Source organism: Salinarimonas sp. NSM (genome assembly GCF_052380005.1).
In the GTDB taxonomy this organism is placed as follows: domain Bacteria; phylum Pseudomonadota; class Alphaproteobacteria; order Rhizobiales; family Beijerinckiaceae; genus Salinarimonas.
In genome coordinates, this window is record NZ_JBQTCJ010000002.1 from 48,864 (window position 1) to 66,406 (window position 17,543).

Here is a 17,543-nt window from a genome sequence, read left to right on the forward strand (position 1 = left end):
ACAGGTGGTTCTCTCAGCGTGCGCGGGAGCGGGAGCGCGCGCGTCCACGAACGCTGCCGGAGGCGTCTCACGCCGCGGCGTCGGCACGCCGCTCTTCGAGGACCTGTGGCTCTGGGTCCCGGACTGCCTTCGGCATCCGGGATGACGACCCCCGGGATCACGCCTCCGGCACGTCGCTGAAGTCGAGGCCGCCGGCGTCCGCCCAGCGGGCGAGCGTGGCGTAGAGCGCGGGGACCGACGGCAGGCGGTGGCGGGCGCAGGTATCGCCGTCGCCGATGCGCACGGCGACGCCGCCCAGCCGGTTCACCGTGGCGAAGCCGTTCTCGTCTGTGAGGTCGTCGCCGATGAAGACCGGCTTGCGCCCGGCATAGGGCGCCTCCTCCATGAAGCGCGCGATGACCGGCCCCTTGCCCGAGACCGCGGGGAGGATCTCGCAGACCATCTTGCCGTGCTGGATGCGGTAGTCCGCCCCCAGCCGCGCCGCGAGGTCCTCGACGAGCCCCTTGGCGCGGCCCTCCTCGGCGGGGGCCATCCGCCAGTGCACGGCGACCGAGCAGCCCTTGTCCTCGACGACGATGTTCGCGACGGGGTCGAGCGCCGCGTGCAACTGGGCGATGCCGCGGCGCAGCTCCGGATGCTCCTCGGGGCGGCAGGGATGCAGCACGCCGGCGAGCCGCCGCTCGACCCCGTGCAGGCCCGCCGCGTCGCCCTCGAAGGGCGCGAGCTTCGCGTCGAGGAAGGCGATCGGCCGGCCCGAGACGATGGCGAGCGCGCCGCCGAGCGTCCTCGCCAGCCGCTCCAGCGTGAAGGGCACGTCCGGCGCCACCGCGACGGCGTCGGGACGGTCGACGATCTCGACGAGGGTGCCGTCGAAGTCGAGGAAGAGGGCGTGGCGGTCGGGGTCGGTCATGCGGCGGGCTTCCTCCTGCGCTCGTTCGGGCGTCCGTTGCGGCGCTCCTTGGCCTCGATGAGGCGCATGATCCGCTCCTTCTTGCGCAGGCGCGCGGCGCCGAGCAGCATCTGCCCCGCCCAGCGGTAGACGTTGCGCGCCTCCACCTGCTCGCGCATCACCTTCATGCGCTCGCGCTGCTCGGCCGCGTCCATCGTCAGCGCCCGGTGGATCACCCGGCCCATCTCGTCGGCGTCGTAGGGATTGACGATCAGCGCCTCGGAGAGCTCGCGGGAGGCGCCGGCGAAGGCGGAGAGCACCAGCACGCCCTGCTCGTCGTCGCGCGCCGCGACGAACTCCTTGGCGACGAGGTTCATGCCGTCGTGCAGCGAGGAGACGATGCAGAGGTCCGACGCCCGGAACAGCTCGAACACCTCGTCGGGCTCGTGGTGGCGCGCCAAGAGCTTGATCGGCTCCCAGCCGTCGACGCCGTGGCGGGCGTTGATCTGCGCGGCGAGCTCCTCCGCCTCGGCCTGGAGGTTGCGGTAGCTCGCGAGCTTCGCGCGGGTGGGCGCCGCGACCTGGGCGAAGCAGAAGCGCCCCTTCCAGTCCGGAAAGGCCTCCAGGAAGGCGTCGACGCCGCGCATGCGATCCAGGATGCCCTTGGTGTAGTCGAAGCGCTCGATGCCGACCCCGAGCTTGATGTCGGGGGCGAGGCCCAGCCGCTCGCGCACGGTGGCGCGGGTCTCCGGCACGGGCGGCTGCCCCTCGAGCGCCGCCGGCGGCCAGTCGATCGAGATCGGGTAGGGGCGCACGAAGGTCTCGTGCCCGGCGAGCGAGATCGAGTCGCTCTCGCGGTCGATGCGGCTCTCCATGAAGCGGTCGACCGTGTCGAGGAAGTTGTTGCAGTGGAACTGGGTGTGGAAGCCCAGGATCGACGAGCCGAGCATCCCGTCCACGATCTCCTCCCGCCAGGGGCAGATCCCGAACGTCTCCGAATTGGGCCAGGGGATGTGCCAGAAGGTGATGATGGTCGCGTTCGGCAGCCGGTCGCGGATCATCCGCGGGGCGAGCGCCAGGTGGTAGTCCTGGATGAGCACGATCGGATCGGGGCGTCTCGCCTCGGCCACCACCGCCTCGGCGAAGCGCTCGTTCACCGAGCGGTAGAAACGCCAGTCGCTCTCGCGGAAGATCGGCCGCACGAAGGCGATGTGGCACAGCGGCCAGAGGCCCTCGTTGGCGAAGCCGTAATAGTAGCCGTCCTGCTCCTCCTCGGAGAGCCAGAGCCGGCGCAGCGTGTAGCTCGGCTTCGACGGCGGCACGCCGACACGATCGTGCTCGTCCACCGCCTCGCGGTCGGCCGAGCCGGAGCCGTGGGCGATCCAGGTGCCGCCGCAGGCGCGGGTGACGGGCTCGAGCGCCGAGACGAGGCCCGAGGCCGGCCGCTGGACCTGGATCGTGCCGTCGTCCTTGCGGTTGTGGATGTAGGGCTCGCGGTTCGAGACCACGATCACCTCCGAGCCGGGCAGCTCGTTCGCGAGCGCGACCTGGAGCGTGTCCGGGTTCCAGATCGTGTGGACGGTGTCGATCTGGCGGCGCGCCAGCTCCAGCTCGCCGAGCGCGCTCTTGATCTCCTCGCCGATCTGCGTGTCGGAGGGCGCGTCGTCCTCGGTGCGTCCTTCGCGCACGTCCTCGATCGCCTGACGCACCGAGTGGCGCCAGCGCGAGAGCACGATGATGGACAAGGCCGACGCCAGCGCCGCCCCGCCGAAGCCGACGCCGACGAGGGCCAGGATGAGCGCCATGCGCGTCTCGCCGGCGCGCTCCTCGATGAAGGCGAGGTCGTGCAGCACGACGAGCCGCGCGTCGCCCTCTCCCGGCGCCGACAGGAGATGGGCGGTGACGAGCGCCGTCTCGCCGTTCAGCGTGACCGGGCGCGGCCCGGCGGCACCGTCCGCCGGCGCGGCGTCGCAGCCGAAGCCCGCCGGCATGCCGCCCGTCGCGAGCGTCAGCGCGCCGCCCTCGCACAGGCCGATCGCGGCGATGCGCGCGTCGGTGGCGATGCGGCCGAACAGCGCCTCGAGCGCGGCGGCGTCGCCGCGGGCCCAGGCGTCCTCGATCTGCGCGCGCGCGGCGTTGAAGACGAGCTGCGAGCGCAGGTCGACGTCGCGCCGCGACCAGCTCTCGACGAAGGAGGTGGCGACGGGCAGCAGGGTGACGATGACGAGCGCCGCGATCAGGACGGCGATACCGCCATAGCGGATCATGGTGCGCAAGCGACGGTCCCCCTGGGCGTGCCGGTTCGCCGTCCGCCGCCGGGCGTCCGGCGGTGCGAACGTGACCTCCTCCGGGTTATCGGAAATCTCGCCCCCGGAGGCAAGAAAGCGGCCGGCGCACGCCGCGTGCCGACCGCTCCTCCTGCCGCGGCATCAACGCGGCACGAGGCGCGACGGTTTCGCGGCCATGCGCGCCGGACGCTTTGCCGGCGCGCCCGGCGCTGCTACTTCAGGACGGATGTCGACGGGCGGGCGACGGCCCGGAGGGAGGCGGGATGCGGGAGGTCGACGTCGCCGTCGTCGGAGCCGGGGCCGCGGGCCTCGCGGCGGCGGACGCGCTCGCGGGCGCACCGTTGGAGACGCTCGTGCTCGAGGCCGGCCCGCGCGTCGGCGGGCGGGCGCGCACGCTCGTGCGCGAGGGTCGTCCGCTCGACCTCGGCTGCGGCTGGCTGCATTCGGCGGATCGCAACCCCTTCACCCGCATCGCCGGCGAGCTCGGCTTCACCGTCGACCGCACGCCGCCGCGCTGGGGCGAGCAGACGGAGGGGGAGGGCTTCGACGAAGCCGACCAGGCCGCGTTCGACGCCGCCTGGCAGGCCTTCGACGCCGCCCTGCGCGAGGGCGCCCGCAGGCGCGTCGACCTGCCGGCGAGCGCCTTCCTGCCGGGCGGGCGCTTCGACCCGCTCTTCGACGCGATCTCGACCTGGGTCAGCGGCGTCGAGCTCGCCGGCGTCTCGACCTTCGACTACGCCGCCTACTCCGAGGCGGACACCGGCGAGAACTGGCGGGTGCGCGAGGGCTACGGCGCGCTGATCGCGGCCTTCGGCGCGAGCGCGCCCGTCGTGCTCGACTGCCCGGTGACGCGCATCGACCACGGCGGCCGGCGCATCCGGCTCGAGACGGGCAGGGGCGCGATCTCGGCGCGGGCGGTGATCGTCACGGTGTCGACCGCCGTGCTGGCGCGGCGCGGCATCCGCTTCGACCCGCCGCTGCCGGAGAAGGAGGTCGCGGCGGCGGGCCTCCCGCTCGGGCTCGCCGACAAGCTCTACCTCGCGCTCGACGAGCCGGAGGCCTTCGCGCCGAACGGTCACGTCTTCGGCCGGCTCGACGACGCGCGCACCGGCTCCTACCTGCTGCGCCCTCTCGGCCTGCCGCTGATCGAGGTCTTCGTCGGCGGGCGCCTCGCCCGCGACCTCTCCCGCGCGGGGGAGGGCGCGCTCGCGGCCTTCGCGCTCGACGAGCTCGCCGGCCTGCTCGGCGCCGGCGTGCGTCGCACGATCCGGCCGCTGGCGGAAAGCGACTGGCTCGCCGAGCCCTTCGTGCACGGCTCCTATTCCTGCGCGCTGCCCGGCCACGCGGGCGATCGCGGCGCGCTGGCGACCCCCGTCGACGGGCGCCTCCACTTCGCCGGAGAGGCGACCTCGGCGCGGGACTTCTCGACCGCGCACGGCGCCTTCGAGACCGGCCGCGCGGCGGGGCTCGCGGTGCGTGCGAGCCTGACGCGACTGCCCTAGCATCGCGGCACGCGGCTTGCGCGGGCGACCGCTCCAGGCGGCCGAAGGTCGGTCGCACGCGGAGGATCGTGCCGAAATGAGACACGTCCTGATGATCGGCGCCGCCGGCGGCGGCGGCTGGTGGCTCGCCAACGCGAACCCGTCCGAGGCGGTGACGACGCTCGCCGTGGGCGGGATCTTCGTCGCGGGGGTGATCTGGGCGCTCCTCAAGGACGCCTGACCGGCGGCCGGGATCGCGAGCGCCGACGTCCGAGGCCCGGCGGGCGCCGTCCCCCGATTTTTTTGGTGCGCGGGCGAGCGGGCGTGATATAGAGCCGCCAACCGGTGCGGGGTGGCGGCTCCTGATCGAGCTCGCCCCGCGGCGCGGGCGTGGCGGAATTGGTAGACGCGCCGGATTTAGGTTCCGGTGGCGAAAGTCGTGGGGGTTCGAGTCCCTCCGCCCGCACCAAGCCGCCGGATCGGGGTTTCCGGAGCTTTCCGGTCGATGGGGCGGCGCGGCCCGTGCCGTGTGCCGATCGGCGGGATCGTTCGGCGGCCGAATCTCAATTCGAGGATCGAGAACGGATAGACGCGATGCAGGTGACGGAGACGCTGTCGGACGGGTTGAAGCGGGAATTCCAGGTGGTCCTGCCGGCCTCCGAGCTCGAGAAGCGGCTCGGCGACGAGCTCGCCACCCTGAAGGACCGCGTGAAGATCAACGGCTTCCGGCCGGGCAAGGTGCCGGTCGCGCACCTGCGCCGGCTCTACGGCCGGTCGGTCATGGCCGAGGTCGTGCAGAACGCGGTGGCCGAGGCCGAGCGCAAGATCGTCGACGAGAACGCGCTGAAGCTGGCCAACCAGCCGCGCTACGACTTCCCCGAGGACAAGGACGAGATGGAGAAGGCGCTCGACGCCAAGGCCGATCTCGCCTTCAAGGTCGCGCTCGAGGTGCTGCCCACCTTCGAGCTCGTCGACCTCTCGGACGTGTCGGTGACGAAGCCCGTCGCCGCGGTCTCGGACGCGGAGGTGGACGACGCGCTCGGGCGCATGGCCGCCCAGCAGAAGCCGTTCTCGGCCAAGGCCGAGGGCGAGGCAGCCGCGACCGGCGACCGCGTCGTGGTCGATTTCGTCGGCTCGATCGACGGCGAGGAGTTCGAGGGCGGCAAGGGTGACGGCGTCACGGTCGAGATCGGCTCGAACACCTTCATCCCCGGATTCGAGGACCAGCTCGTCGGCGCGAAGGCCGGCGAGGAGCGCACCATCGTCGTGACCTTCCCCGAGGCCTATCCGGCCGCACACCTCGCGGGCAAGGAGGCCTCCTTCGCCACCAAGGTGACCGAGGTCCAGGCGCCGGGCGAGGTGAGCTTCGACGACGAGTTCGCCAAGGGCTTCGGCATGGACAGCCTCGACGCGCTCAAGGACGCGCTGCGCGAGGCGGTCCAGAAGGACTACGACCAGCGCTCGCGCGCCAAGGTCAAGAAGGAGCTGCTCGACCGGCTGGACGAGAAGTACTCGTTCGATCTGCCGCCGACGCTCGTCGAGCAGGAATTCCAGAGCGTCTGGCAGCAGGTGATGACCGACATGCAGCGCTCGGGCCGCACCTTCGCCGACGAGAAGACGACGGAGGAGGAGGCCAAGGCCGAGTACCGCACGATCGCCGAGCGGCGCGTTCGGCTCGGGCTGGTGCTCGCCCAGATCGGCGAGACCAACGAGATCAAGGTCACCGACGACGAGGTGACGCAGGGCCTCGTCGCCCGCGCCCGGCAGTATCCCGGCCAGGAGCGGCAGGTGTGGGAGTTCTACCAGAAGAACCCCCAGGCGCTCGCCGAGATCCGCGCGCCGCTGTTCGAGGAGAAGGTCGTCGACCACATCCTCGGCCAGGTGACGGTCGCCGAGGAGACGGTCACCCGCGAGCAGCTCTTCGCCGACGACGACGAGGGCGAATCGGCGGGCGAGGCCGAGGCCGCGAGCAAGACCGAAGAGGCTTGATCCCGGGGCGCCACCCTCCCACCTTCGACAGAACCGACGAGGCCGCGCCCGGAAAGGGCGCGGCCCGCTTCACCGGGAGCCGTGAGACGATGAGAGATCCGCTCGAGGTCTACAACAGCACGCTCGTGCCCATGGTGGTCGAGCAGTCGAGCCGCGGAGAGCGCGCCTTCGACATCTACTCGCGCCTCCTGCGCGAGAACATCATCTTCATGACCGGCCCCGTCGAGGACTATTCCGCGTCGCTGATCGTCGCGCAGCTCCTCTATCTCGAGGCCGAGAACCCGAAGAAGGAGATCTCCTTCTACATCAACTCGCCGGGCGGCGTGGTGACCTCGGGCCTGTCGATCTACGACACGATGCAGTTCATCCGCAATCCGGTGTCGACGCTGTGCGTCGGCCAGGCGGCGTCGATGGGCTCGCTGCTGCTCTGCGCCGGCGCGACCGGCCATCGCTTCGCGCTGCCCAACGCGCGAATCATGGTCCACCAGCCCTCCGGCGGCTTCCAGGGCCAGGCGACGGACATCCTCATCCATGCCCGCGAGATCGAGGCGCTCAAGCGGCGCCTGAACGAGATCTACGTGAAGCACACGGGCAAGGATCTCGCCGCCATCGAGAACGCGCTGGAGCGCGACTACTTCATGACCGCCGACGCGGCCAAGGAGTTCGGCCTCATCGACGAGGTGCTGAGCCAGCGCCCCGAGCAGGCCCCGGCCTGATCCGTACGGCACCTCTCTACCGGCGGGCGTGTGCGATCGATGTCGCACGCGCCCGCCGGCCTATTGATCGCGGCGCGCGCGCGTGTTTGCATGGTGCCGGTACCGCCGATCGAGAGCGTCGTGAGACCCTGGCGGAGGCCGGCCCGCGAGACCGCCCGGGCCGGTCCGGCAACGGGGCTACCGTTTGTTAGCCCACCGCCTATATGTATGAAAACGGCCCGCGCTGCGGCGGCGCGGGCTCGGATTGGAGATCGGACATGAGCAAGACCGGCGGCAACGATTCGAAGAGCACGCTGTACTGCTCCTTCTGCGGCAAGAGCCAGCACGAGGTGCGCAAGCTCATCGCCGGACCCACGGTGTTCATCTGCGACGAGTGCGTCGAGCTGTGCATGGACATCATCCGCGAGGAGTCGAAGACGTCGCTGGTGAAGTCCCGCGACGGCGTGCCGACGCCCAAGGAGATTCGCGCGGTCCTGGACGACTACGTGATCGGGCAGAACCACGCCAAGAAGGTCCTCTCCGTCGCGGTGCACAACCACTACAAGCGGCTCGCCCATGCCTCTAAGCACTCGGACGTCGAGCTGAACAAGTCCAACATCCTGCTCATCGGCCCGACCGGCTCGGGCAAGACGCTGCTGGCGCAGACGCTCGCGCGCATCCTCGACGTGCCCTTCACGATGGCGGACGCGACCACGCTCACCGAGGCCGGCTACGTCGGCGAGGACGTCGAGAACATCATCCTCAAGCTGCTTCAGGCGTCCGACTACAACGTCGAACGCGCCCAGCGCGGCATCGTCTACATCGACGAGATCGACAAGATCTCCCGCAAGTCCGACAATCCGTCGATCACCCGCGACGTGTCGGGCGAGGGCGTCCAGCAGGCGCTGCTCAAGATCATGGAGGGCACGGTCGCCTCCGTGCCGCCGCAGGGCGGACGCAAGCATCCCCAGCAGGAGTTCCTGCAGGTCGACACGACGAACATCCTGTTCATCTGCGGCGGCGCCTTCGCCGGGCTGGAGAAGATCATCTCCCAGCGCGGCAAGGGCTCCTCCATCGGCTTCGGCGCCAAGGTCTCGGCGCCCGACGACCGGCGCACCGGCGAGGTGTTCCGGGAGGTGGAGCCGGAGGACCTGCTCAAGTTCGGCCTCATTCCCGAGTTCGTCGGCCGCCTCCCGGTTCTGGCCACGCTCGAGGATCTCGACGAGGAGGCGCTCGTCCAGATCCTGCGCGAGCCGAAGAACGCCCTCGTCAAGCAGTACGCCCGCCTCTTCGACATGGAGAACGTGGCGCTCACCTTCCAGGACGAGGCGCTCAAGCTGGTCGCCCGCAAGGCGATCGAGCGCAAGACCGGCGCCCGCGGCCTGCGCTCGATCCTGGAGGCGATCCTGCTCGACACGATGTACGACCTGCCGGGCATGGATTCGGTCGAGCAGGTGGTGATCAGCCCCGAGACGATCGAGGGCAAGTCCGGCCCGCTGCTGATCCACTCCGAGCGCGACGAGAAGACCAGCGCCAGCGCCTGAGGCGCCGCCGAGGCGATCGGGAGCTCCCCTCTCCCTCGTGGCTCGTCGATGCACCCATCTCCTGCGCCGGTCTCGGCTCTGGATGACGTGTGCCGGGGAGGTGGTCGGGAGATGCCGGCGAACCCTGTCCTTCCTCTACAGGGAAGGAGAAGGCCTGCATCCTGCGTCGCGAGGTCCGTCGTTCACCGTGACGTGCCGCAGATGTGTGGATCTACTCGCCTTCGTGGAGAGGGGCGGGGGGCCTTCGGGATAGGGCTCGGCGTCGATGCCGGAGGGCGTCGCGAGCGCGCTGCATCCGCCGTGAACAAGATCCTTCACGCCCCACACCCCCGGCCCCTCTCCACGAGGGAGAGGGGAGACCGTCGGCGGACTGCATGGGCGGTCTCGCGATCGCGTCGGAGGGAAACAATCGAAGGACGAGCCGCGCCGCCGCCGACGGGCGATCGGGAACTCCCCTCTCCCTCGTGGAGAGGGGTGGGGGGTGTGGGGCCTTCGGGATAGGGCTCGGCGTCGATGCCGGCGGGCGTCGCCAGCGCGTTGCATCGGCCGAAAACCAGATCCTGCACGCCCCACACCCCCGGCCCCTCTCCATCAGGGAGAAGGGAGCTACAGCCGCCGCAGCTGCACCTCCTCGATGCGGTGGCTCGCGCCCTTCTTGAGGATCAGGCTCGCGCGCTGGCGGGTGGGCACGATGTTCTCGCGCAGGTTGGGCAGGTTGATGCGGTTCCAGAGACCGTCGGCGATCTCGATCGCCTTCGCCTCGTCGAGCTCGGCGTAGCGGCGGAAGAACGAGCGCGGGTCCCGGAAGGCGGTATGGCGCAGCCGCAGGAACCGGTTGACGTACCAGCGGTGCAGGTCCGCCTCGTCGGCGTCGAGATAGATCGAGAAGTCGAAGAAGTCCGAGACGAACGGGATCGCCGTGCCGTCCTTCGGCAGCCGCGCCGGCTGGAGCACGTTGAGGCCCTCGACGATGAGGATGTCGGGCCGCTCGATCACCACCTCCTGGCCGGGCACGACGTCGTAGACGAGGTGCGAGTAGAGCGGCGCGCGCACTGTGCTCTCGCCGGACTTGATGGCGTTGAGGAAGCGCAGCAGGGCGGCCGTGTCGTAGCTCTCCGGGAAGCCCTTGCGCTCCATCAGCCCGAGGCGATTCAATTCGGCATTGGGCAGGAGGAAGCCGTCGGTCGTGACGAGCGTCACCTTCGGCGTGTTGGGCCAGCGCGCCAGCAGTGCCTCCAGCACGCGCGCGGTCGTGGACTTCCCCACCGCCACAGAGCCCGCGACGCCGATGATGTAGGGCGACTTCACCTCGTTCTCGGCGAGAAGGAAGCGCTGCGTCGCCTTGAACAACCCTTGAGTCGCCGCGACGTAGAGCGAGAGCAGCCGCGAGAGCGGCAGGTAGATCGCGATGACCTCGTCGAGCGAGATGGGGTCGTTGAGCGACTGCAGGCGGTCCACCTCCTCCGCCGATAGGGTGAGCGGCGTGTCGGCGCGCAGGCTCGCCCATTCGTCCCGCGAGAACCGCCGGTAGGGGGAGATCGTCCCCTCGCGCGCGGCTTCCGCGAGCGTCTGGCGTTGGGCCGGATCGGTCGGCGTCACGGGCGGCCTCCCTGCGCTGACGTGTCCTCCCGCGGGGCACGCACCCCCTCCGCCGTCCGCGCCGCCTTCTCCGCGAGGCCCGAGCGTCCGGTACGGGCCTTGAGCTCGGCCATCACCTCGGCGAGCGGGACGCCGCGGGCCGCGAGCAGCGCCATGAGATGGTAGAGCACGTCGGCGCTCTCGGAGACGAGCGCCGCGCGATCGCCGGTCGCGCCGGCGATCACGGCCTCCACCGCCTCCTCCCCGAGCTTCTTGGCCGCACGTTGCGGGTCGGCGACGAGGCGGGCGGTGTAGCTCTCCTCCGGCGCGGCCTGAGCTCGCGCGGATAGGTTGCGTTCCAGGTCGTCGAGGGTGAAGCCGGTCATCGCGCGCGCCTCCGCATCGGCCGGCTCACGCGTCGAGCCGCACGGCGAGCCCGGCATCGGCCATGGCGCGCTTGGCCTCGCCGATCGTGTGCTCGCCGAAATGGAAGATCGATGCGGCGAGAACGGCGCTCGCGTGCCCCTCTCGCACGCCGGCGACGAGGTGCTCCAGGCTGCCGACGCCGCCGGACGCGATCACGGGCACGCTCACGGCGTCGGCGATGGCGCGCATGAGCGCGACGTCGTAGCCGGACTTCGTGCCGTCCTTGTCCATCGAGGTGACCAGCAGCTCGCCGGCGCCGAACGCGACGACCTCGCGGGCGTAGGCGACGGCGTCGAGGCCGGTCGCCTTGCGTCCGCCATGGGTGAAGATCTCCCAAGCCGCGGGCTCGCCCTCGCTGGAAACGCGCTTGGCGTCGATGGCGACGACGATGCACTGCGCCCCGAACTTCTCGGCGGCGCGGCGCACGAAGTCGCGGTCGGCGACGGCGGCGGTGTTGATCGAGACCTTGTCGGCGCCCGCCAGCAGCAGGGCGCGGATGTCGTCGACCGTCCGCACGCCCCCGCCGACGGTCAGGGGCATGAAGCAGGCCTCGGCCGTGCGGGTGACGACGTCGAGCAGGATGCCGCGGTCCTCGTGGCTCGCGGTGATGTCGAGGAAGCACAGCTCGTCGGCGCCGGCGCGGTCGTAGGCCACGGCGCATTCGACGGGGTCGCCCGCGTCGCGCAGGTCGACGAACTGGACGCCCTTGACGACGCGGCCGTCCTTCACGTCGAGGCAGGGGATCAGGCGGGTCTTGAGCATCGCGCGGCCGGGGTCTCTCGATCGCGGCCCGCCCGGGCGGGCGGGCCGCGATCAGTCATGCGCGAGGGCCGCGCGGGCCGTCAAGCGCCGGCGCGATCAGACGTTCGACTGGATCCAGCGCTGCAGATCGCCCTTGGGCGCGGCGCCGACCTTCTGCGAGGCGAGCTCGCCGCCCTTGAAGATCATCAGCGTGGGGATCGAGCGGATGCCGAGCTGGCCGGCGATTCCCGGGTTCTCGTCCACGTTGATCTTGGCGATCTTGACCTTGCCGGCCATCTCGCCGGCGATCTCCTCGAGCGCCGGGCCGATCATGCGGCAGGGGCCGCACCACTCGGCCCAGAAATCCACGACCACGGGCTCGCCGGACTTCAGCACGTCCGCCTCGAAGCTCTGGTCGGTCACCTTCACCGTCGCCATCACGTGTCCCTTTCCATAGGAGGGCGCCGTGCGCCCTCGACCTCGTCGTATGGCGCGAAGGTAGGTGTCGCGCGCATGTCGATCAAGCGGGCGGAAATACGGCTCCCGGGACCGTGATCGCGCGCTGGCGGACCGCGGCCGGCCGGCCGCGGCATCGGCGACGCGGCGGCCCGGCCGGCTTCTCGTGGGCGGGCTCGCCCCCTATATTGCACACGAGACGCCCGTCTCACGCACCCCTCGAGAGGATGCCCATGCCCCGCACGCCCGCCGCGCCGAGCCTCATCCACGCCACCGGCGGCGCCCGGCCCGACTTCTCCGCCGACGGCCCGCAGGTCCATTCCTACACGCTCGACAACGGCATGGACGTCGTCGTCGTGCCGGACGGGCGCGTTCCGGTCGCGACGCACATGGTCTGGTACCGCAACGGCTCCGCCGACGATCCGATCGGCGTCTCCGGCATCGCCCACTTCCTGGAGCACCTGATGTTCAAGGGCACCGAGAAGCACCCGGCCGGCGCGTTCTCCAAGGTGGTCTCCGAGCTCGGCGGGCAGGAGAACGCCTTCACCTCCTACGACTACACGGCCTATTTCCAGCGCGTCGCCAAGGAGCATCTGGGCACGATGATGGGCTTCGAGGCCGACCGGATGGCGAACCTGCGCCTGTCGGACGAGGTCGTCGCACCCGAGCGCGACGTGGTGCTGGAGGAGCGGCGCATGCGCGTCGAGACCGATCCCGCCGCGCAGCTCTCCGAGGCGATGGCGGCCTCGCTCTTCGTGCACCATCCCTACGGCATCCCGATCATCGGCTGGATGCACGAGATCGAGGCGCTCGATCGCGGCCACGCGCTCGACTATTACGGCCGCTTCTACACGCCGGAGAACGCCATCCTGGTGGTGGCGGGCGACGTCGTGCCGGACGAGGTGCTGCGCCTCGCCGACGGCACCTACGGGCGGGTCGCGCCCCGCGGCGCCCGGCCGGTGCGGGTGCGCCCGCGCGAGCCGGAGCCGCGTGCGATGCGCCGCGTGGCGGTGGCCGACCCACGGGTCGAGCAGCCCACGCTCCAGCGGCTCTACCTCGCCCCCTCCGCGCTCACCGGGCCGGCGCGGGAGAGCGCGGCGCTGGAGGTGCTGGCGGAGCTCCTCGGCGGCGGGCCCACCTCCTACCTCTACCGCACGCTGGTACTCGACAAGGCCGTCGCGGTGAACGCGGGCGCCTGGTACATGGCGTCCGCCATCGACGACACCCGCTTCGCCCTCTACCTCGTGCCCGCCCACGGCACGAGCCTCGAGGTGGCGGAGGAGGCGCTCGACGCCGCCATCCGCGCGATCCCCGACGCGGCGCTGGAGGAGGCGGCGATCGCCCGTGCCAAGACGCGGCTCGTCGCCGAGACGGTCTACGCCGCCGACAGCCAGACGTCGCTCGCGCGCATCTACGGCGCGGCGCTCGCCATCGGCGAGACGATCGAGGACGTGAAGCGCTGGCCCTCGGACGTCGAGGCCGTGACGCGCGAGGACCTCGTCGCCGCGGCCGCGCGCGTGCTCGCCCCGCACCGCTCCGTCACCGGCGAGCTCCGCAAGGCCGGCTGAGGCGTCACGCATTCGGGAAGACCCGAGGAAGGATCATCCATGTCCGTCGCCGTCACGCCCGTGACCGCCCCTCCCGCGAAGGTGGGGCGCGTGATCACGCCCGCCGGCATCGAGGTCTGGCACGTCGAATCGCACGTCGTCCCGCTCGTCGCGGTCTCGTTCCTGTTCGAGGGTGGCGCCGCGCAGGACCCGCAGGGCAAGGCCGGCCTCGCACAGACCACCGCGCGCCTCCTCGACGAGGGCGCGGGCCCCCACCCCTCCGCGGCCTTCCACGAGCGCCTGGCGGACCGGGCGATCGAGCTGTCGTTCAACGCCGGTCCCGATTCGCTCGGCGGCTCGCTGAAGACGCTGACCCGCCACGCCGACGAGGCGTTCGACCTGCTGCGCCTGGCGCTGCTCGAGCCGCGCTTCGACGAGGAGGACGTCGAGCGCGTGCGCGCGCAGTCGATGGCCGGCCTGCGCTACCAGATGAAGGACCCCGGCACCGTCGCCTCTCGCCGGTTCTTCGCGGAGGCCTTCCCGGGCCATCCCTACGGCACGCCGACCTCCGGCACGCTCGACAGCCTGCCCGCGATCGGCCGCGATGACGTCGTCGCGCTCCATCGGGGGCAGGCCGCGCGGGCGCGCCTGAAGGTGGCGGTCGTCGGCGCCATCGGCGCCGACGAGGTCGCGCGGCGGGTCGACCACGCCTTCGGCGCGCTCCCCGCGGAGCCCACCCTCGCCCCCGTGGCGCCCACCGCGATCGCGGACGTCGGCGCGCGCCACGTCGTCGAGATCGAGGTGCCTCAGTCGGTGATCCGCTTCGCGATGAACGGCCTGCCCTGGTCGGACCCCGACTTCGTGCCGGCCTACGTGCTCAACCACGTGCTCGGCGGCGGCGCCTTCACCTCGCGCCTCTTCCAGGAAGTGCGCGAGAAGCGCGGGCTCGCCTACTCGGTGGGCACCTCGCTCGCGACCTTCCGCGCGGCATCGATGACTTGGGGCTTCACCGCGACCAAGAACGAGCGCGTGCCCGAGGCGCTGTCCGTGATCGCGGGCGAGATCGACCGGCTGCGTGAGGAGGGACCCTCCGCCGAGGAGCTGGAGAAGGCGAAGGCCTACCTCACCGGCTCCTATCCGCTGGGCTTCGACACCTCGACGAAGATCGCGAGCCAGCTCGTGCAGATCGCCTTCAACGATCTCGGCATCGACTACGTCGCCCGCCGCAACGCGCTGGTCTCGGCGGTGACGCTCGACGACGTCCGTCGCGCCGGCGCGCGCATGCTCGGCGACGGGCGCATGCTCACGGTGATCGCCGGCAAGCCGGAGCTGTGAGACCCGTGGCGGCGCCTGCGCGCCGTCAGCCTCCGCGCCGCGCGAGCACGGCGCACATCCGGTCGATGGTCCGGCGGACCTCGGGGAGGTGGCGGTCGTCCTGGTGGGTGACGAGCCATTGCTCGTGGGCGAGCTCGGGAACGGTCTCGCCGACGCGCGCGAGCCCCGGCTCCTCGTCGCCGACGAAGGTCGGCAGCAGGGCGACGCCCTTGCCGGCCAGCGCGAGGTCGAGGCTGTTGCGCGGCGCGACGACCTCGCAGAGCGCATGCGCGCCGATCGTGCGGTCGAGCCAGCGGGCCGAAGGCGTGTCGGCGGCGACCTTGATCCAGAGATCCGGCGCGCCCGGCGCGGCGTAGGGCGCGAACTCGACGCGCGCCAGCTTCCGCCCCGCCAGCCCGTCCTCCGCCGGAGGCCGGTTGCGAAAGCCGATGACCGCCTCGCGCCGCGAGATGTGCAGGATGTTCTCCGCCGCGATGAAGCGCAACCGCACGTCGGCGGGGTTCCCGGTGATCTCGTCGAGCCGTGCGAGCAGCGCGCGCGTCGTCCAGGTGCCGGCCGAGACCTTCACCAGCGGGCGCGCGCCCGGGTCGGGGCGCGCGATCAGCCGCTGGATGCGCGTCTCGACGTCGGCGAGGTCCGCCATCAGCGCGCGCCCGTCGGCGGTGGGCTCGTAGCCGCGCTCGTGGCGCACGAACAGCTCGCGGCCGAGCGCGCGCTCGAGCGCGTACATCCGCCGGCCAAGCGTCGCCGGGCTCGTCCCGGTCAGCCGCGCCGCCGGCGAGAGGCCGCCCGCGCGCGCCACCGCCAGGAAGAGGTGGAGGTCGCTCCAGCCGGGGTCCCCGTCGGCCATTCCGTTCCGCTCCGCCCTCGCGCGGGCTTTTCACCCATGAAAAGCCCGCTTCAAACCATCGCGTTCAGATACCGGGAAGAGGACGCTAGCTTGGGTGGCGGGTCAAGGGTGGGCGCACGCGGCGACGGGCGAATCGCGGCGCCGCTCGTGGTGCAGGGATGCCCTCCGCCCCGATGGTCCGGCCACCCGCAAGAGGAGAACCATCATGACGCAACGATCGGACGCCACGGCACCCATGCCCACGGCTCCCCTCGGACGGGGCGGCCCCATCGTCTCGCGCATGGCGCTGGGCACGATGACCTTCGGCGTCGAGACCGACGAGGCCGAGGCCCATCGCCAGCTCGACATGTTCGTCGACCACGGCGGCACCTTCATCGACACGGCCGACGTCTATGCCGGTGGTGGTTCGGAGGAGATCATCGGCCGCTGGGGCAAGAAGCGCGGCGGCATGGACGATCTCGTCGTCGCCACGAAGGGCCGCTTCGGCCCGCCCGCCGGCAGCACCGGCGCCTCGCGCCGCGCACTCACGCGCTGCGTCGACGCCAGCCTGAAGCGCCTGCAGGTCGAGGCGATCGACCTCTACTTCGTGCACGGCTGGGACAAGGACGTCGAGGTCGCCGAGACGCTCGCGACGCTGCGCGACCTCGTCGCCGCCGGCAAGATCCACCACGTCGCCTGGTCGAACCTGTCGGGCTGGCAGCTCGAGCGGATCGTCACCACGGCGAGGCTCGGCGGCTACCCGTCGCCCGTCTGCATCCAGCCGCACTACAACATGCTGGAGCGCGGGGCCGAGCTCGAGCTGATCCCCTGCGCGCTGGAGGCGGGAATCGGCCTCACCCCCTGGTCGCCGCTCGGCGGAGGCTGGCTCACCGGCAAGTACGGCGCGCAGAGCCGCCCGAGCGGCGCGACGCGGCTCGGCGAGGACCCGAACCGCGGCGTCGAGGCCTACGACCTGCGCAACACCGAGCGGACCTACGCGGTCCTCGACGTTCTGCGCTCCGTCGCCGAGCGCCACGGGCGGCCGATGTCGCACGTGGCGCTGGCCTGGCTCCTGTCGCGGCCCGGCGTCGCCTCGATCCTGCTCGGTGCGCGCACCACGACGCAGCTGAAGGAGAACCTCGACGCCGCCGACCTCGTGCTCGCGCCCGAGGACGTCCAGGCGCTCACCGAGGTCTCCGCCCGCGGCGTGCCGGCCTATCCCTACCAGTTCCTCCAGGACTGGGCGAAGGTGGACCACTGGGCGCGCCTCGGCACCTGAGCGCCCGCGTCAGGCCGGCGGCACGACGCCGATCGTGACGAGCAGGTTCGCGAACAGCCGCTGGTCGCCGGTGGCGATGGCGAGCGAGACGTGCGGATCGGCCGCTTCCTCGTAGAAGGGGAAGCGGCCGAACGCGTCGAGGGCGATGCCGGGCATCAGTTCGCGGAAGCGCGCGAAGATCTCGGGCTCGGGCCCCTCCTCGGGCACCATCACGGCGGCGGCCTCGATCGGGATCGTCTCGACGAGGACCGCGAGCACGTCCGTCACCGAGACGAGGCCCGGCGCGAGGTTGAGGCACACCAGGCTCGAGCCCGGCCCGCGTTTCGTCTTGAACGGGTAGTTCCCGTCGCAGATCAGGACCTTCGAGCCGTGGCCGGAACGGGCGAGCTCGGCGAGGATGTCGGGGTGCTGCAGGCGTCCGTTGAGCATGGGGTGTTCCTTTCGTGCGGTGCGGGTTCGGCGGCGG

The 17,543-nt window shown here is 71.5% G+C and carries 16 protein-coding genes and 1 tRNA gene; 9 read left to right on the forward strand and 8 right to left on the reverse strand.

The annotated features are described in order from the left end of the window. Window positions 1-157: 157 nt before the first annotated feature. Window positions 158-910: a trehalose-phosphatase gene (otsB, locus tag ACTZWW_RS01560; RefSeq protein WP_444779173.1), complete on the reverse strand. Its 753-nt coding sequence runs from the start codon at window positions 908-910 to the stop codon at window positions 158-160. After that, entirely contained in the window at window positions 907-3,156 is a 2,250-nt protein-coding gene (locus ACTZWW_RS01565) for an alpha,alpha-trehalose-phosphate synthase (UDP-forming) (RefSeq protein WP_444779297.1), read from the reverse strand. The genes otsB and ACTZWW_RS01565 overlap by 4 nt, the downstream gene beginning before the upstream one ends. A gap of 284 nt (window positions 3,157-3,440) precedes the next feature. Here ACTZWW_RS01565 and ACTZWW_RS01570 point away from each other — a divergent pair, with 284 nt between their 5' ends. From ACTZWW_RS01570 to clpX, 6 genes are all read left to right on the forward strand, one after another. Beyond that, window positions 3,441-4,679, forward strand: coding sequence for a flavin monoamine oxidase family protein (locus ACTZWW_RS01570; protein WP_444779174.1), 1,239 nt, complete (start codon window positions 3,441-3,443; stop codon window positions 4,677-4,679). A 76-nt stretch (window positions 4,680-4,755) separates the two neighbouring features. Then, window positions 4,756-4,899, forward strand: a complete 144-nt coding sequence (locus ACTZWW_RS01575) for a hypothetical protein (protein WP_444779175.1) — start codon at window positions 4,756-4,758, stop codon at window positions 4,897-4,899. A gap of 143 nt (window positions 4,900-5,042) precedes the next feature. Continuing rightward, a tRNA-Leu gene (locus tag ACTZWW_RS01580) sits at window positions 5,043-5,127 on the forward strand. 125 nt (window positions 5,128-5,252) lie between these two features. After that, window positions 5,253-6,647 carry a trigger factor gene (gene tig, locus ACTZWW_RS01585; protein ID WP_444779176.1) on the forward strand — a complete coding sequence of 465 codons (1,395 nt, stop codon included), beginning with the start codon at window positions 5,253-5,255 and terminating at the stop codon, window positions 6,645-6,647. An 89-nt stretch (window positions 6,648-6,736) separates the two neighbouring features. Continuing rightward, entirely contained in the window at window positions 6,737-7,363 is a 627-nt protein-coding gene (locus tag ACTZWW_RS01590; RefSeq protein WP_444779177.1) for an ATP-dependent Clp protease proteolytic subunit, read from the forward strand. A 257-nt stretch (window positions 7,364-7,620) separates the two neighbouring features. Next, on the forward strand, window positions 7,621-8,886 hold the full coding sequence (gene clpX, locus ACTZWW_RS01595) for an ATP-dependent Clp protease ATP-binding subunit ClpX (protein ID WP_029032747.1): 1,266 nt from the start codon (window positions 7,621-7,623) through the stop codon (window positions 8,884-8,886). Between the two features lie 606 nt (window positions 8,887-9,492). Here clpX and coaA read toward each other — a convergent pair. The 4 genes from coaA to trxA all read right to left on the reverse strand — a co-directional run bounded on the left by coaA (window position 9,493) and on the right by trxA (window position 12,069). Further along, complete coding sequence (coaA, locus tag ACTZWW_RS01600) at window positions 9,493-10,485, reverse strand: type I pantothenate kinase (RefSeq protein ID WP_444779178.1); 993 nt, start codon at window positions 10,483-10,485, stop codon at window positions 9,493-9,495. Further along, window positions 10,482-10,850: a phosphoribosyl-ATP diphosphatase gene (locus ACTZWW_RS01605; protein WP_444779179.1), complete on the reverse strand. Its 369-nt coding sequence runs from the start codon at window positions 10,848-10,850 to the stop codon at window positions 10,482-10,484. Before ACTZWW_RS01605 ends, coaA begins: the two co-directional genes overlap by 4 nt. A gap of 25 nt (window positions 10,851-10,875) precedes the next feature. Beyond that, the gene (hisF, locus tag ACTZWW_RS01610; protein WP_444779180.1) at window positions 10,876-11,652 is read right to left on the reverse strand and encodes an imidazole glycerol phosphate synthase subunit HisF; all 777 of its coding nucleotides are present in this window, start codon (window positions 11,650-11,652) and stop codon (window positions 10,876-10,878) included. Window positions 11,653-11,748: 96 nt separating this feature from the next. Then, window positions 11,749-12,069: a thioredoxin gene (gene trxA / locus ACTZWW_RS01615; protein ID WP_188913960.1), complete on the reverse strand. Its 321-nt coding sequence runs from the start codon at window positions 12,067-12,069 to the stop codon at window positions 11,749-11,751. Window positions 12,070-12,320: 251 nt separating this feature from the next. Here trxA and ACTZWW_RS01620 point away from each other — a divergent pair, with 251 nt between their 5' ends. Together ACTZWW_RS01620 and ACTZWW_RS01625 are read left to right on the forward strand one after the other, a co-directional pair. Further along, window positions 12,321-13,655, forward strand: coding sequence for a M16 family metallopeptidase (locus ACTZWW_RS01620; RefSeq protein WP_444779181.1), 1,335 nt, complete (start codon window positions 12,321-12,323; stop codon window positions 13,653-13,655). Between the two features lie 39 nt (window positions 13,656-13,694). Continuing rightward, window positions 13,695-14,969 (forward strand): M16 family metallopeptidase, encoded by a 1,275-nt coding sequence (locus tag ACTZWW_RS01625; RefSeq protein WP_444779182.1) that lies wholly within the window; start codon window positions 13,695-13,697, stop codon window positions 14,967-14,969. A 25-nt stretch (window positions 14,970-14,994) separates the two neighbouring features. On the opposite strand, the gene ACTZWW_RS01630 is transcribed toward ACTZWW_RS01625, so the two are convergent. After that, window positions 14,995-15,819, reverse strand: a complete 825-nt coding sequence (locus ACTZWW_RS01630) for a LysR family transcriptional regulator (protein ID WP_444779183.1) — start codon at window positions 15,817-15,819, stop codon at window positions 14,995-14,997. Window positions 15,820-16,024: 205 nt separating this feature from the next. Here ACTZWW_RS01630 and ACTZWW_RS01635 point away from each other — a divergent pair, with 205 nt between their 5' ends. Continuing rightward, window positions 16,025-17,077: an aldo/keto reductase gene (locus ACTZWW_RS01635; protein WP_444779184.1), complete on the forward strand. Its 1,053-nt coding sequence runs from the start codon at window positions 16,025-16,027 to the stop codon at window positions 17,075-17,077. A gap of 9 nt (window positions 17,078-17,086) precedes the next feature. Here the strand turns inward: ACTZWW_RS01635 and ACTZWW_RS01640 are convergent, their stop codons facing one another. After that, window positions 17,087-17,506 carry an RbsD/FucU domain-containing protein gene (locus ACTZWW_RS01640; RefSeq protein ID WP_444779185.1) on the reverse strand — a complete coding sequence of 140 codons (420 nt, stop codon included), beginning with the start codon at window positions 17,504-17,506 and terminating at the stop codon, window positions 17,087-17,089. Window positions 17,507-17,543: the final 37 nt, after the last annotated feature.

What these genes read in the sequence shown, in the direction of transcription:
- otsB (WP_444779173.1), bottom strand. Translation starts at nt 910, where the DNA reads ATGACCGACCCCGACCGCCACGCCCTCTTCCTCGACTTCGACGGCACC.
- ACTZWW_RS01565 (WP_444779297.1), bottom strand. Translation starts at nt 3,156, where the DNA reads ATGATCCGCTATGGCGGTATCGCCGTCCTGATCGCGGCGCTCGTCATC.
- ACTZWW_RS01570 (WP_444779174.1), top strand. Translation starts at nt 3,441, where the DNA reads ATGCGGGAGGTCGACGTCGCCGTCGTCGGAGCCGGGGCCGCGGGCCTC.
- ACTZWW_RS01575 (WP_444779175.1), top strand. Translation starts at nt 4,756, where the DNA reads ATGAGACACGTCCTGATGATCGGCGCCGCCGGCGGCGGCGGCTGGTGG.
- tig (WP_444779176.1), top strand. Translation starts at nt 5,253, where the DNA reads ATGCAGGTGACGGAGACGCTGTCGGACGGGTTGAAGCGGGAATTCCAG.
- ACTZWW_RS01590 (WP_444779177.1), top strand. Translation starts at nt 6,737, where the DNA reads ATGAGAGATCCGCTCGAGGTCTACAACAGCACGCTCGTGCCCATGGTG.
- clpX (WP_029032747.1), top strand. Translation starts at nt 7,621, where the DNA reads ATGAGCAAGACCGGCGGCAACGATTCGAAGAGCACGCTGTACTGCTCC.
- ACTZWW_RS01605 (WP_444779179.1), bottom strand. Translation starts at nt 10,850, where the DNA reads ATGACCGGCTTCACCCTCGACGACCTGGAACGCAACCTATCCGCGCGA.
- hisF (WP_444779180.1), bottom strand. Translation starts at nt 11,652, where the DNA reads ATGCTCAAGACCCGCCTGATCCCCTGCCTCGACGTGAAGGACGGCCGC.
- trxA (WP_188913960.1), bottom strand. Translation starts at nt 12,069, where the DNA reads ATGGCGACGGTGAAGGTGACCGACCAGAGCTTCGAGGCGGACGTGCTG.
- ACTZWW_RS01620 (WP_444779181.1), top strand. Translation starts at nt 12,321, where the DNA reads ATGCCCCGCACGCCCGCCGCGCCGAGCCTCATCCACGCCACCGGCGGC.
- ACTZWW_RS01625 (WP_444779182.1), top strand. Translation starts at nt 13,695, where the DNA reads ATGTCCGTCGCCGTCACGCCCGTGACCGCCCCTCCCGCGAAGGTGGGG.
- ACTZWW_RS01630 (WP_444779183.1), bottom strand. Translation starts at nt 15,819, where the DNA reads ATGGCCGACGGGGACCCCGGCTGGAGCGACCTCCACCTCTTCCTGGCG.
- ACTZWW_RS01635 (WP_444779184.1), top strand. Translation starts at nt 16,025, where the DNA reads ATGACGCAACGATCGGACGCCACGGCACCCATGCCCACGGCTCCCCTC.
- ACTZWW_RS01640 (WP_444779185.1), bottom strand. Translation starts at nt 17,506, where the DNA reads ATGCTCAACGGACGCCTGCAGCACCCCGACATCCTCGCCGAGCTCGCC.